Source organism: Alcaligenes sp. 13f, from assembly GCF_020496585.1.
Taxonomy (GTDB): Bacteria; Pseudomonadota; Gammaproteobacteria; order Burkholderiales; family Burkholderiaceae_B; genus Alcaligenes; species Alcaligenes phenolicus.
Window position 1 is genome coordinate 143,464 of the sequence record NZ_JAHKKC010000011.1, and the last position, 14,465, is coordinate 157,928.

General features: G+C 56.5%; 9 protein-coding genes and 1 riboswitch. Of the genes, 6 read left to right on the top strand and 3 right to left on the bottom strand.

Annotated elements, in window-relative coordinates; genetic code table 11:
• Positions 1 to 37 precede the first annotated feature (37 nt).
• Entirely contained in the window at positions 38 to 2,461 is a 2,424-nt protein-coding gene (locus KOE80_RS11580) for a TonB-dependent siderophore receptor (RefSeq protein ID WP_226349188.1), read from the top strand.
• A gap of 18 nt (positions 2,462 to 2,479) precedes the next feature.
• Here KOE80_RS11580 and KOE80_RS11585 read toward each other — a convergent pair whose 3' ends face one another.
• On the bottom strand, positions 2,480 to 3,451 hold the full coding sequence (locus KOE80_RS11585) for an ABC transporter substrate-binding protein (RefSeq protein ID WP_226349189.1): 972 nt from the start codon (positions 3,449 to 3,451) through the stop codon (positions 2,480 to 2,482).
• A gap of 187 nt (positions 3,452 to 3,638) precedes the next feature.
• Positions 3,639 to 5,504, bottom strand: coding sequence for a TonB-dependent receptor domain-containing protein (locus KOE80_RS11590; RefSeq protein ID WP_226349190.1), 1,866 nt, complete (start codon positions 5,502 to 5,504; stop codon positions 3,639 to 3,641).
• Positions 5,505 to 5,573: 69 nt separating this feature from the next.
• Positions 5,574 to 5,739, bottom strand: a riboswitch (cobalamin riboswitch).
• 142 nt (positions 5,740 to 5,881) lie between these two features.
• Between KOE80_RS11590 and metH the strand changes: the two genes are divergently transcribed.
• Both metH and KOE80_RS11600 read left to right on the top strand, forming a co-directional pair.
• Positions 5,882 to 9,655, top strand: coding sequence for a methionine synthase (gene metH / locus KOE80_RS11595; protein WP_022983630.1), 3,774 nt, complete (start codon positions 5,882 to 5,884; stop codon positions 9,653 to 9,655).
• Between the two features lies 1 nt (position 9,656).
• Positions 9,657 to 10,496 carry a helix-turn-helix transcriptional regulator gene (locus KOE80_RS11600; RefSeq protein ID WP_060185322.1) on the top strand — a complete coding sequence of 280 codons (840 nt, stop codon included), beginning with the start codon at positions 9,657 to 9,659 and terminating at the stop codon, positions 10,494 to 10,496.
• A 63-nt stretch (positions 10,497 to 10,559) separates the two neighbouring features.
• Here KOE80_RS11600 and KOE80_RS11605 read toward each other — a convergent pair whose 3' ends face one another.
• Positions 10,560 to 11,993, bottom strand: a complete 1,434-nt coding sequence (locus KOE80_RS11605; RefSeq protein ID WP_035270372.1) for a DHA2 family efflux MFS transporter permease subunit — start codon at positions 11,991 to 11,993, stop codon at positions 10,560 to 10,562.
• Between the two features lie 76 nt (positions 11,994 to 12,069).
• On the opposite strand from KOE80_RS11605, the gene KOE80_RS11610 reads away from it, so the two are divergent.
• Genes KOE80_RS11610 through panC form a run of 3 tightly spaced genes read left to right on the top strand, consistent with a single transcriptional unit; the run spans position 12,070 to position 14,009 of the window.
• Entirely contained in the window at positions 12,070 to 12,261 is a 192-nt protein-coding gene (locus KOE80_RS11610; protein WP_009458738.1) for a DUF3460 family protein, read from the top strand.
• 45 nt (positions 12,262 to 12,306) lie between these two features.
• Entirely contained in the window at positions 12,307 to 13,149 is an 843-nt protein-coding gene (locus KOE80_RS11615) for a segregation and condensation protein A (protein WP_009458739.1), read from the top strand.
• 11 nt (positions 13,150 to 13,160) lie between these two features.
• Positions 13,161 to 14,009, top strand: a complete 849-nt coding sequence (gene panC, locus KOE80_RS11620; RefSeq protein ID WP_009458740.1) for a pantoate--beta-alanine ligase — start codon at positions 13,161 to 13,163, stop codon at positions 14,007 to 14,009.
• The last annotated feature ends 456 nt before the right edge of the window (positions 14,010 to 14,465 follow it).

Below are 14,465 nucleotides of genomic sequence, written 5' to 3' on the forward strand. Positions count from 1 at the left end.
TTTAATAGATAGACCTTGCCAAAGAAGGAGAGATTTCATGGTCCCGAAGAATGCGCCGCCTTTGGCGCTTGTGAAGACGCCGTTCATGCCCAATACCTGCCGCCGCCTGCTGGGCTTGGCCTTTGTAGGGGCCTTGATGCTGAGCGTGGCGCCGGCTTCGGCCCAGACGACCCAAGCCTACGCGCTGGAGGCCGGGGATCTGGCCAGCCGCTTGAGCCAGTTCGCTCAACAGGCCGGGGTAGCGCTGGTGATGGATTCCTCCCGATTGCAAGGTTTGCGCGCTCCGCGCTTGCAGGGACAGTATTCCGTGCAGGAAGGCTTTGCCGCCTTGCTGGCTGGGCAGCCGTTTCAGGTGCAAAGCCGGGATCAGGGCTATGTCTTGATTGCCTTGCCCGATAGCGACACCTTGGCGGACGACGCCAGTGTGCAGTCTTTGGCCAGTATTGAAGTGCGTCGCAATGCGCTGGGCGACATTACCGAAGGTTCAGGCACGTATGCAGCGGGCACGATTGCCACGGCAACCCGCTTGCGTCTGACTCCGCGTCAGACGCCGCAGGCCATCAGCGTGACTACACGCAAGAAGATGGACGACTTCAACCTGACCAGTATTGATGACGTGGTGCGCCATACGCCGGGCGTCAGCATCATTACTTACGATAGCGAGCGTACCGCCTACGAGGCCCGTGGCTTCGATATCAAGAACTTCCAGTACGACGGTATCCCCACCTTGCGGGATTCGCCTTACTCCGCCGGTAATACGTTAAGCGATATGGCGATTTATGACCGCGTTGAAGTCTTGAAAGGGGCCTCTGGTCTGTTGACCGGCAGTGGCAACCCCGGCGCCACGATCAATATGATTCGCAAAAAACCGACGCAAGAGTTTCAGGGCCACGCCAGCGCGGGTGCGGGGACGTGGGACAACTATCGTGGTGAAGTGGATTTCTCCGGTCCTTTGAACGAGACAGGGTCTATACGTGGCCGCATGGTCGGTGCCTATCAGGACAAGAAAAGCCAGCTGGACCACTACCAACGTCAGACTTTGGTGCTGTACGGCATTATGGAAGCCGACCTGACTCCAGACACCCGCCTGACGCTGGGGGCGGATTTGCAGGATAACGACCCCAAAGGCTCGACCTGGGGCGGCATCCCGATTTATGACGCGCAAGGCAACTTCAACGATATGGACCGTTCTTTTAATAACGGTACGCGCTGGAGTCGCTGGAACCAGTACACCCGTTCGGCCTTTGCCACTTTGGAGCATGAGTTCGACAGTGGCTGGATGGCCAAGGTGCAGCTCAATCACCTGATCAACGGTTATGACTCCGAATTGGCGGCGGTGGCGGCTGGCAATCCCGATCCTTTGACGGGCAAAGGCACCTCCTTATGGTCCGGGCGCTACGTGGGCAAGACGGTCTCGAACACGGCGGACTTCTATGCGACCGGCCCCTTTGAACTGTTCGGACGCGAGCATGAGTTGGTGGTTGGAGGCGGCGTATCGCGTCGTCGCTGGACCAATGCGTCTTACGGTGAAAACAGTAATACCGATGTCTCGAATTACTACGAATGGGATGGTCGCTGGCCGCGCATGAACTGGAAGCACCTGGGCGACGATCGTGAAGTGACACGAGAAAATGGCTTGTACGTCAGCACGCGCCTGAACCTGCGTGATGACTTGAAGCTGCTGCTGGGTACACGCTATGCCAACTACAACAAGCTGGATATGCGCGAGACAGGTGTATGGGTGCCTTACTTTGGGGCTGTGTATGACCTGAACGACAACTTCTCGGTCTATGCCAGCTACACCAATATCTTCCAGCCCCAAGATTTGCAAGACGAGGGCGGCCGTACTCTGGACCCCTTGCGCGGCGATAACTACGAGGTCGGTGTCAAAGGCGAATTCATGGGCGGCCGTTTGACGTCCAGCCTGGCTTACTTCCAGCTGCGTCAGGATAACTTTGGCAAGGAAACGGGGGGGCGCACACCGTCGGGGGGTATCGCTTATGAGGCCACTCAAGGTGTGCGTACTCATGGCGTAGAACTGGAAGTGGCTGGTCAATTAACGCCGCAATGGCAGATGCATGCAGGCTATGCCTACAAGCTGTCGCGCCGCGATGGTGAAAAGGTGTCGACCTTATCACCTGAACATCAATTCAATATCTACACCACCTACGACTTTGAGGGCGACCTGAATGGTCTGACCTTGGGCGGTGGTGCACGTTGGCAAAGCAAGACCTGGGGGGATGTCAGTCGACCTGGATCGCCGGGTAAGGTGCGGCATACGGTCTCGGGGTACTGGCTGGTAGATGCGATGGCGCGCTATCGCTTCAACAAAAATTTGTCGGCCACTTTTACCGTCAATAACTTGTTCGACAAGCGCTATTACTCCATGTTCTCCTGGTATAGCACCTATACCTGGGGCGAACCGCGCAACATGATGCTGGCGGTGAAGTATCAGTTCTAAGCCGAAGTAGGAAACCGCTCAGGATACCTGGGCTCGATAGCGATCCAGTTGCTCGCATAGTTCGCGAGTCGCCTCTATCAGCCTGGGGCCGGGGCGGTACAGCGCATCCGGGTTCAGGTTCAGCAAGGCGTGGGGACTTAGCCCCAGATGCTTTTCCCAGAACAGGTGGCGGGCGCGTAGTTGGGCCGGATCACGGTAGGCCATGATGACCACTTGCGGGCGCTTGTGCAGCACGTCTTCCAGACTGATGGTGGGGGCGACGGCAGCATGGCGAGCGTAGATGTTTTGCGCTTTGCAGGTGGTTAGCACATCTTGAATCAATGGATCGCGCGCCAAGGTGTACAAAGGCTCGGAGCCGATTTCCAGAAACACGCTGACCGTCTCGCCCAAGCGGCTGTTCTGGCGCAGGGCGGCAATCTGATTGTCCAGCAAAGCAGCCATCGGCACGGCCACCTCCGCCGTATCCAGGCTGTCTCCTGCCAGACGGACAAAGGCGGGAATATCGTCCAGTTTTTCAGGGGCGGCAAAGATCAGGCTGATATGGGTTTGCTGTAGCTGGCGCTGTAATTCAGGGCCGATCTGGTTGGCTTGCCAGGCCCAGACCTGATCAGGCTTTAGCTCCAGCAGCCGTTCCGGGTTTACGCGCAAGGCGTCCCCAATGCGGGGCAAATCCTTGGCGGCAGGCGGGTAGTCACTGGAACTGTCTACGGCGATCAAGTGCTCTTGGGCACCGGCGGCAAACAGAATTTCAGTGATGTGAGGGGCCAGACTAATCGCGCGGGCTGGAGCGACAGTTTGTGGGGGTTGGACTGCTTGCTCTGTCGCGGCTTTTTGTATTGTTTTATCTTGCTGCTTGCTCTGTACTTCTTGAGTGCTTTGCTCTGTGCTTGTCTGTGTCTGTGTCTGTGTCTGTGTCTGTGTCTGTGTCTCGGGCTGTGCTTGAGTCTGCGCCTGTGACAGCAGCGGGTCTTGCTCCTGCGCTTGCGTCAAGATGGGCAATCCCAAAAGCAGGGCGAACAGGCAAAGCAAACCCCATAGCCCCAATCCGCTCCAGACAGAGAGCTTTGAGTGCTGAAGACGACAAGTCGCAGGCAAAGAGGGCATCGTGCGCCTTTAAGTAAATGGCGCGGCTCTTGTGCAGATCCGCGCCAAAATCAAGCAAAGCTGATTTTACTGATTACATGCGCCAGGCAAAGTTCAGGAACACGCTGGAGCCGGCGTTGTTATAGCCCAGACGAGCCAGGGTGTAGTCCTTGTCCAGCACGTTGTTCCAACGCAGTTGGGCTTCCAAGCTGGAGGTCAGCGGGTAGCTGGCGGTCAGGTTCAACAGGCCGTAACTGCCCAAGCGTTCAGTGTTGTCGCTGTTTGCAAAGCGGTGTGAGGCGAATAAATATTCCGCCCCAGTTTTCAGCGCTCCAAACTTTTGCTCCACGGCCACTTTGTAGTTTTGCTTGGCACGGCGCACCAATTGCTTGTCGGTGTTTCTATCTTTTGGGTTAGTGAAGTCAGCACTGGCGCTCAGTGTGGTATCGCCCAGTTGTGTCATAGCCGTTAAGGTCAGGCCAGTGATACGTGCTTTTTCAGTGTTTGTCGTCGTGCAGTCGAAATTGGCATCACAGGCATAGGTATTGATCAGGTCGTTGATGCGGTTTTGGTAGACCACCAAACCCAGTTCAGTGGTGTCATCCGTGTAGCGGATATGACCTTCCACGTTGCGGGATTTTTCCGGTTTGAGGTTGGGGTTGCCCGAAAAACTACCGACCGTATATGCCGCGTAAGGGGTGTAGAGGTCTGCAAAAGTTGGTGCACGAAAACCTGTGTTAGCGGCCAGACCCACTGTCCAGTTGTTGGTGATATCCAGGTCGTAGCCCAGACCACCTGTTACTTTATGGCCATATCCGCTGATATTGTCATTACGTACGCTAGCTTGCAGGTGGTGTTGATTAATATCTCCACGGTAAATCAGAGCAAACGCGTTGGTGTTGCGCTGGTCATTATTGTGTACGGAGGTGTGTGTCATGCGCTCTTCCAGACGCTCGGCCAGCAAGGAGACAGTGTGACCTTGCGCAAACATTAGGTCATTCTGCCAGCTGTATTGGCGTTGCAGTGTGGAGTAGCGAGCAGCATAGGCGCGGTTTTCTACCGTCTCTTTGCTCAGTGAGGCGCTTAGACGGCTGGTCCACAGTTCAGTCAATTTGTTCGTGCTAGTCAGGCCGTAGGCTTGCTGACGTGTTTGGGTGCTAGGGGTGCGGGAAGTGAACGTCCCGTTGTCAAACTGGCCGTCCATGTAGCTGTTGATAGCGGTTAGGCCCAGATGCTGGCCTTGTGCCCACTCGTAACCCAAGGAACCGCTGAGCCCGTGTTGGGTGTAGCCGTTTTTGTCTGGGTTGTAGGTGTAAATACCTGCAAGTGGATTAGTAGCATTAAAGCCATCGCTTGTGCCGTAGCTGGAGGCCAGGCTGTAGTCCCAACCTTGAGACGCACCCGAAAACCCGGCGCTCGCTTTGAAGGTGTCTTGCGACCCAATGCCAACATTCCCCCAGGCGCTCAAGGCACGGTCACCGCCACCTTTTTTGGTGATGATGTTAATGACACCACCAATAGCATCTGCGCCATACAGGCTGCTACCTGCTCCACGCACAATTTCAATACGTTCGATTAACGCTGGGTCCAAGGCTTGCCAGTTCACCGAACCACTGGTGGAACTATTGATGCGCATACCGTCTATCATGACGCGCGTATGTTGTGGGTTGGTGCCGCGTAAATAGACCCCACTAACGGTTTGAGGGCCGCCCTCGGTGTAAATCTCCACCCCAGGCTGACGCTGCAAAATTTCGGCCACACTGCTTTGACCCGCTTTCTGCAAGGTTTCCTGATCAATCACCGTCACGTCACCCACCACGTTTTTCAGTGGCTGAGCCATGCGGCTAGGGGTAACAACAATTTGATCCAGTTTGGCGACAGGGGCAGTTTGGGCCGTGGCGATCAAAGGCAGGGCGCCCGCCAGGGCGACCATCAAAGGTCTGATGGACAGTAGTGTCATGGAGATTCCTGTGAGATGTGCGTCCCCGCACATCAGTAAGCGAAGCCGCCCACCGTGGGACGGCCATGAATTCAGGGTCGAGAAGCAGGCTGGTGTCGGGCTTTGCGCGTAGCAGGTACCGTTGCGGGGGCAGCACGTTTGGCAGTTCCGGGGCGGAACCGCTCACGTTTCCCATTTGACTTTCCCAGGCCCAAGGCTGCATGGGCCGGAAAGCACCTCTTTCCGAGCGGAAAATGTTACATGCCGCCGGGGCAAAGGTTAAGTGTTTAGGGTGGATTCGCTGTACAAAGCGCTACAATTGTGGCGCCAATCCACCATTCTCGCGGCTCTTGCTGTCAGATGCCGTCAACGTCCCGTTTCGTGTTACGGAGCTTTTAGTGTCCTATCCTGCTTTGCCTTATCCGATCTCTGCCTATACGCGTGGTACCGAGTTTGCGCGCCGTTTGGGGCAGCAAATTCTGATTCTGGATGGTGCAATGGGCACCATGATTCAGCGTTACAAATTGGGCGAGGCCGATTTCCGGGGCGAGCGCTTCGCGAATCACCATAAGGACGTCAAAGGCAATAACGAATTGCTGTCGCTGGTACGCCCTGACATCATTCGTGAAATTCACGAGAAATATCTGTCTGCCGGTGCCGACGTCATCAGCACCAACACGTTTGGTGCAACGGATATTGCCCAGGGTGACTACGATTTGCAGGGCATCAGCTATGACCTGAACCTGGCTTCTGCCCAACTAGCCTGTCAGGCGCGCGATGCCTTCAGTACACCCGAGTGGCCGCGTTTTGTAGCCGGTGCCTTGGGCCCGCAGCCCAAGACGGCTTCTATTTCCCCGGATGTGAATGACCCGGCCGCCCGTAACGTCACCTTTGAGCAACTGCGTGTAGCGTATACGGAGCAGGTTCGAGCCTTGCTGGATGGTGGCGTCGATATTCTGCTGATCGAAACCGTCTTTGACACGTTGAATGCCAAGGCGGCTGTTTTTGCTCTGGAAACGGTCTTTGATGAACGCGGCGAGCGCGTTCCGGTGATGGTGTCGGGCACGGTCACGGATGCCTCGGGCCGTATCTTGTCTGGTCAGACCGTGGAGGCCTTCTGGAACTCCATGCGTCATGCCCGTCCTATTACGATTGGCCTGAACTGTGCCTTGGGCGCTGCCTTGATGCGCCCTTACGTGGCCGAGCTGTCCAAGATTTGTGACACCTATGTGTGTGTCTACCCCAACGCCGGTTTGCCCAACCCCATGGCGGAGACCGGCTTTGACGAGACGCCTGCCGATACCTCCAGCCTGCTGCAAGAATTCACGCAAGCCGGTTTGGTGAATATGGTGGGTGGCTGCTGTGGCACAACGCCAGAGCACATTGCCGCCATTGCCGAGCTGTGCCGCAAGCTGCCTCCCCGCATTGTTCCTGAAGTTCCTGTCAAAACCCGTTTGTCGGGTCTGGAACCACTGAATATTGACGAAGAAACCCTGTTTGTGAACGTGGGTGAACGTACCAACGTCACGGGCAGCAAGGCTTTCTTGCGCCTGATTCAGCAAGAAAACTACGAAGAAGCCTTGTCGGTGGCCCGTCAGCAGGTGGAAAACGGTGCACAGATTATCGACATCAATATGGACGAAGGCATGCTGGACTCGGCAGCCTGTATGCATCGTTTCCTGAACATGATTGCCTCCGAGCCGGATATTGCCCGCGTGCCCATCATGATCGACAGCTCCAAGTGGGATGTGATCGAAACGGGTTTGCGTTGCGTTCAAGGCAAGGCCATCGTGAACTCCATTTCCATGAAAGAGGGCATTGAGCCTTTCCTGGAACATGCCCGTCTGTGTCGTAAATACGGTGCCGCCATTGTTGTGATGGCGTTTGATGAGCAAGGTCAGGCTGATAGTTACGAGCGCCGGGTGGAGATTTGTGAGCGCGCTTATCGCTTGCTGGTGGACGAAGTCGGTTTCCCACCTGAAGACATTATTTTCGACCCCAACGTCTTTGCTGTTGCAACCGGCATGGACGAACATGCGACTTACGGTCTGGACTTTATTCGCGGTGTTGGCTGGATTCACAAGAATCTGCCGCATGCACGCTTGTCCGGTGGTATTTCCAACGTCAGTTTCTCCTTCCGCGGCAACGAAGCCATGCGCGAGGCTATTCACACCGTCTTCCTGTACTACGCTATTCAGGAAGGTCTGACCATGGGTATTGTGAATGCCGGTCAGTTGGGTGTGTACGCCGATATCGAACCGCATCTGCGCGACTTGATCGAAGACGTGATCCTGAATCGGGCCGAGCCCAAAGGGAAAACCGATCCGGCTGACGAACGCACCCCCACCGAGCGTCTGGTGGAAATGGCCGAGAGCGTCAAAGGCTCCGGCGCCAAGAAAGAGGAAGACCTGAGCTGGCGTGAAACCACCGTCGAACAGCGTCTGATCCACTCTTTGGTGCATGGCATTACCAGCTTCATCGTGGAAGATACGGAAGAAGTTCGTCAGAAGATCGATGCCCAGGGTGGTCGCCCCATCAGCGTGATTGAAGGCCCCTTGATGGACGGCATGAACGTGGTGGGCGACCTGTTCGGTCAGGGCAAGATGTTTCTGCCGCAGGTGGTGAAATCCGCGCGTGTAATGAAACAGGCCGTGGCCCACCTGATTCCCTTTATCGAAGAAGAAAAGCGCCAGATCGAGGCCGCAGGTGGTGATGTGCGCTCCAAAGGCCGCATGGTGATTGCCACGGTGAAGGGCGACGTCCATGACATTGGCAAGAACATTGTGTCCGTGGTGATGCAGTGCAATAACTTTGAAGTGGTCAATATGGGCGTGATGGTGCCTTGTGCCGAGATCCTCGCCAAGGCCAAAGAAGTGGAGGCCGATATCGTGGGTTTGTCCGGCCTGATTACTCCCAGCCTGGAAGAAATGGCCTATGTCGCTTCCGAGATGCAGCGCGACCCGTACTTCCGTGAGCGCAATATTCCTTTGATGATTGGTGGCGCAACCACCAGCCGCGTGCATACGGCGGTGAAGATCGCCCCGCATTACGACGGCCCGGTTATCTATACTCCGGACGCCAGCCGCTGCGTGGGTGTGGCTACCCAACTGGTGTCGGACAATGTGGAAGAGTTTTTGGCTGAAGTGCGCGAGGAATACGAGCAAGTGCGCCAGCGCCATGCCAATCGCAAAGCCACGCCTTTGATCTCGCTGGAAAAAGCGCGCGAAGACAAGCCTGCCATTGACTGGTCCACTTACGTACCGCCACGCCCCAAATTCATTGGCCGCCGCACTTTCAAAAACTACGACTTGGCCGATATTGCCCAGTTCATCGATTGGACGCCGTTTTTCCAGACTTGGAGCTTGTTCGGCAAGTATCCGGCCATTCTGGAAGACAAGGTGGTGGGCGAGCAGGCCAAGACGCTTTTTGCCGAAGGGCAGGCCATGTTGAAGAAAGTCATTGAAGGACGCTGGTTGACGGCAAACGGTGTGATTGCGTTCTACCCCGCCAACACCGTCAATGGCGAAGATATCGAGGTCTACTCGGACGAATCACGCAGCGAAGTCCTGTTCACCTGGCGCAACCTGCGTCAGCAAGGCGTCAAGCGTGAAGGCGTGGATAGCAAGTGTCTGGCTGACTACATTGCTCCGAAAGAAAGCGGTGTGGCCGATTACATCGGCATGTTTGCGGTTACAGGCGGGATTGGCGTAGACAAACTGTCCGAGCGCTTTCAGGCTGCCGGCGACGATTACTCGGACTTGATGATCAAGGCACTGGGCGACCGTTTTGCCGAGGGCTTTGCCGAGTGTCTGCATGCTCGCGTACGTACCGACTTGTGGGGCTATGTCACCGACGAGCGCCTCTCCAACGAAGAGCTGATCGACGAGAAATACCAGGGCATTCGTCCTGCACCCGGCTATCCGGCTTGCCCGGAACACGTGGTCAAGCACGATATGTTCCGTGTCCTGCAGTGTGAAGACATCGAGATGTTCATCACCGACAGCTACGCCATGATTCCGGCTTCCAGTGTGTCGGGCTTCTACTTCAGCCACCCGCAGTCCAAGTACTTCAACGTGGGCAATATTGGTGAAGACCAGTTGCAAGACTATATCCAGCGCAGTGGTCGTACGGAAGAAGACGTACGCCGCAGCTTGTCGGGCGTATTAGGCTGATATGGGAACGACGGGGCCAACAGGGGCTAATCCGGGCGGCGCCGAGAGCGCCTCTCAAACCCGGCGTCAGGCTTTGGGACGATTTTTGCGTAATGCACGCGAGCGTATCCAGCCTGTAGACCTGGGGCTGGCCCCCGGTGTGCGCCGTCGCACTCCTGGTTTGCGTCGCGAAGAAGTGGCGCAGCTGTGCGATATCAGCACCACCTGGTACACCTGGATCGAGCAGGGTCGCGACGTTACCGTGTCCCCCACGGTCTGCGCCCGCCTGGCGACTGTCCTGAAACTGGCCAGAGCCGAGCGCCACTACCTGTTTGAACTGGCCGACTGCGCCGATCCCGAGCATTGGCAGGGCGATATTCAACCTTTGCCGCAAGGCCTGAGCGCATGCGTCGATAGCATCTCCGCCCCGGCTTACATTCTGGACCGCAGCTGGAACGTACTGGCCCGCAACGAAGCCTTGCTGGGCTTGTTTGACGGCTGGCCCGACCGTAGCGAGCAGCCCAATCTGCTGCGTTATATCTTCCTGGACCCCGCAGCGCGGGAGCTGGTGGTGGACTGGGAGCAGCGCGCCAGCCGCGTCGTGGCCGAGTTCCGTGCTGACGTAGGCGCCCATGCGGACGAGGCCGATATACAGGCTTTGATCCAGGAGTTGGCGCAGCAAAGTCAGGTATTCGCTTTCTGGTGGGGACGCCAGACCGTGGTGGAGCGGGAGGGCGGCTTGCGGGATTTCCGGCACCCCAGCCAGGGAGTGCGCCGCTTTCAGCAATTTACCTTTCGCCTGGCGATACGGCCGGATTGCAAGCTGGTGATGTTGCTGGAGGATGAGGATAAGCCGGCGTAAGCGCAGCTTGAGCAAGACAGCAGCTTGAGCCGCTGCGTGCCTTGCTCCTTCAGTCTTGCTGGCCTACTTCTTCTGCAAAGACTCACCATCACTGGCTGACAGTCGGGCAAAGGACAGGCTGGAGATGGCGGTAATCGCACCCAGGATCAGAAAGGCCCAGATCGTATCCTGGGTCTCCACGCTGCTGGCTCCGCGCAATGCCATGCTGACATTCAGGGTGACCGCCGCACACGCTACGCCCAGACTGATAGCCAGTTGCTGCGCCATGGCAGCAAAACTGCTGGCCTGGCTCATGGCCTCAGAATCCAGGTCGGCGTAGGTCAGGGTGTTGACTGCGGTGAACTGCAGGGAGCGGAAAAAACCGCCTGCGGTCAGGACGGCAATCATGAGCCACATGGGCGTGGTGGCCTGGAACATGGCGCATAGGGCAATGAACAGGCCCGTCAGCCAGGCGTTGACGATCAGGACTTTGCGAAAACCGTAACGCCGGATGATGGGTGGGGCCACCAGTTTCATGCCCAAGGCACCAATGGCACCGGTAAAGGTGATCAGGCCTGCTGATAATGCGCTCATGCCAAAGTTGGTTTGCAGCATGATGGCCAAAAGAAATGGCGCAGCGCCCAGCGAGAAACGACACAGATTGCCGCCCAGCACGGAAATGGCAAAGGTTTTGGTGCGCAGCAAGGACAAATCAATTATTGGGTAGGCAACTTGCCGGGAGTGCCAGACGTACCATGCGCCAGCGACCAGACCGGCCAGTGTCAGCCAGCCCAAGGTATCCCAGCCCAGCGTGCCATGGCCTACGTTCTCGAAGCTGGTCACCAGAGTGGCCAGACAGATGGCGCTCAAGATAAAGCCCAGCCAGTCCAGGGGCGGGCGCTCTGTGGGGTAGTCCTCGCGGATATAGCGCAGCACCAGGGCAATGCCCAGTATGCCAACGGGGATGTTGATCAGGAAAATCCAGTGCCAGCTGGCGTACGTGACTAAAAAACCACCCACGGGCGGGCCGATGATGGGGCCGAGCAAGGCAGGCAAGGTCAGCACCGCCATGGCGCTTAAAAGCTCATCTTTAGGGACGCGCCGCAGTAAGATAATGCGTCCCACCGGCACCATCATGGCTCCGGCCATGCCTTGTATCACGCGGGAAATGATCAGTTGTGACAGGGTCTGGGACAGGGCACATGCAACAGAACTGGCGGTAAAGAGTAGAATGGCGGCCAGGAACACCTTGCGAGCACCAAAGCGGTCTGCAGCCCATCCACTGATTGGAACGAATACCGCCACGGCCAGCAGGTAGCTGGTAATGATGGTATTCATGCGGATGACGCTGGTATCCAGCGACAAGGCCATCGTGGGCAGGGCAGTGGCTACAACCGTAGAGTCCAGCATTTGCATGAACAATGCACATCCCACAATGTAGGGAATAATGCGTATGGCTCGACGCTCTTGAGGGGACATGGTCGCCGGTTTGGCGGCTTCGGTCTGTTCAGATGCCATGCGGCGAACTCTCTGGTGTGCGGTGCAGTAAACTCAAACTTTTCTGTTATCCAATTTATTTAGGCGTACAGGTATTATGGCAAAGAATTTCGAATCCGAAATTACCCAGTTTCTTAAACAGTATAAAGAGCAGAACGCGGATACCGAAGCACGGCAGCGTGAAGGCCGTTATCGTCTGTGGGACAAGCAGATTGACCAGGAACTGCAAGACGGTTACAAGGCTGCTCGCACGCCTCAGAAACCTTACGTGTACTACGAAAACAACTAAATCTGTACACCTGCGCCTGTGACTGAGATCGCACAGCAGACTGTTGTGGATACGCCAGCTCCTCAGCCCGAGGATGTGCTGGCGCGTCTTTATGGTGAGCCGCTGTTTGCGATCCCTCAGGATCTGTATATTCCGCCTGATGCGCTGGAAGTATTTCTGGACGCCTTTGAAGGCCCGCTGGATCTGTTGCTGTATCTGATCCGCAAGCAGAACTTCAATGTGCTGGATATTCCGATGGCCCAGGTCACCGGGCAGTATCTGGCCTATGTGGAGCAGATCCGCGCCACCAATCTGGAGCTGGCGGGGGAGTATCTCTTGATGGCCGCGCTGCTGATCGAGATTAAATCCCGCATGTTGCTGCCAGTGCGGCGCGCTGACACGGGCGAAGAGGTGGATGATCCGCGTGCCGAGCTTGTACGCCGGCTGCTGGAATACGAGCGCATGAAGGAAGGCGCGCGTCGTCTGGACGAGCTACCCTTGATGGGGCGCGACTATCTGCTGGCCAATGCCCAGGCCGAACTGGTTATTGAGGCCATTCCGCCGGAAGTGAATGCGGATGATTTGCGCGAGGCCTGGCTGGGCATCTTGAAGCGTGCCAAGCTCAATGCCAGTCATAAGATTACGCGTGAGCAGTTGTCGGTGCGGGATCACATGAGCCAGATTCTGCGACGTTTGCAGCATGTGCGCTTCATGGAGTTTACAGAGCTGTTTAATGAACGCCTGGATCAGGGTGATCCGGCGGCGGTGCTTGTCGTGCATTTTCTGGCGATGCTGGAATTGGCACGAGAGTCACTGCTTGAAATCACGCAGGCCGAGCCCTACGCTCCTATTTATTTGCGCCTGACTTATATTCGAGCGCAGGCCGATGGGCCTGATCTTATTCCGTAGCGGAGAATTTTTTGAAAGTCGTCCATAACATCCAAGAACTGCGCGATCAGCTCCAGGGCCAGACACGCGTGGCATTTGTTCCAACCATGGGGAATCTGCATCGAGCTCACCTGGACTTGATGAAGTTGGCTCGTCAGCATGGCGATCCGGTGGTGGCCAGTATTTTTGTGAACCGCCTGCAGTTTGGCCCTAACGAGGATTTTGATCGTTACCCGCGCACTTTGCAGGAAGATGCGGCCAAGATGGAGCAGGAGCGCGATGTGTATGTTTTGTTTGCTCCTTCGGAGCGCGAGATGTACCCCGAGCCACAGAGTTTTCGCGTCAGCCCGCCTGATCATTTGGGTCGCATTCTGGAAGGCCACTTCCGTCCCGACTTCTTTGAAGGCGTGTGTACGGTTGTGTTGAAGCTGTTTTCCTGTGTGCAGCCGCGTGTGGCCGTGTTCGGGAAGAAGGATTATCAGCAGTTGATGGTGGTGCGTCAGATGGTGCGCCAGTTCCAGTTGCCGGTAGAGATTCTGGCTCATGAGACGGTGCGGGAAGAGGATGGCTTGGCCATGTCTTCGCGTAATCGCTATTTGAGTCCCGAGGAACGCGCTCAGGCTCCGCAGATTTATTACGCACTGCAGGAAATGAATGAGCGTTTGCAGCAAGGTCAAAGCCGCGAGGAGATCGAGGCTTATGCGACCAAGAAGATGACCGACCTGGGCTGGAAGGTGGACTATATGGCCTTGCGTCGTCAGTCGGATTTGCTGGAACCGACGCCAGAGCAAATTGCAGCTGGTGAACCGTTGGTGGCATTGGCTGCTGCCAAATTGGGCGCGACGCGTTTGATCGACAACCTGGAAATGGTTAAAGCCTGATTTCTTGTGTTGTTTGGTGAGAAAAGCACAGTTTTTACTGTGCTTTTTTTATATCTGCGTGGTTTATTTTTGCAGTCTTTGTCTTTGTCTTTGTCTTTGTCTTTGTCTGGTTCTTTGATTGGGGGGCAGTTCAGGCCCATTCATGCCAGGGAGGGACTCAGTAAGACGCCACTCTGACGCGCAGCTCTGGGGGGCGGCTGACTACTTGCCGGTGCTGCGCACCGGTGCCCTTGTCGAGAGATAGCTACGGGCGCACCCTGAACTCACCCGGTACTTGGTCCCCCGGACCAAGTACAAGCGTCGGGTTCAAACAGCAGGGTGCTTGCATCCCTGCGCTATCTCCCGCCGGCGGCAAGCAGTCTGAATCGCCGCCCCCCAGAGCTGCGCGTCAGAGTGGCTCATGGCCGTGAATGCTCATCTCTGCTGGCAGTTTATGGGGCCGGGTTTGTTGCGTTG

Excerpts from the sequence above, each read along its gene's own strand:
- KOE80_RS11580 (WP_226349188.1), top strand. The coding sequence starts at position 38 with ATGGTCCCGAAGAATGCGCCGCCTTTGGCGCTTGTGAAGACGCCGTTC.
- KOE80_RS11590 (WP_226349190.1), bottom strand. The coding sequence starts at position 5,504 with ATGACACTACTGTCCATCAGACCTTTGATGGTCGCCCTGGCGGGCGCC.
- KOE80_RS11600 (WP_060185322.1), top strand. The coding sequence starts at position 9,657 with ATGGGAACGACGGGGCCAACAGGGGCTAATCCGGGCGGCGCCGAGAGC.
- KOE80_RS11605 (WP_035270372.1), bottom strand. The coding sequence starts at position 11,993 with ATGGCATCTGAACAGACCGAAGCCGCCAAACCGGCGACCATGTCCCCT.
- KOE80_RS11610 (WP_009458738.1), top strand. The coding sequence starts at position 12,070 with ATGGCAAAGAATTTCGAATCCGAAATTACCCAGTTTCTTAAACAGTAT.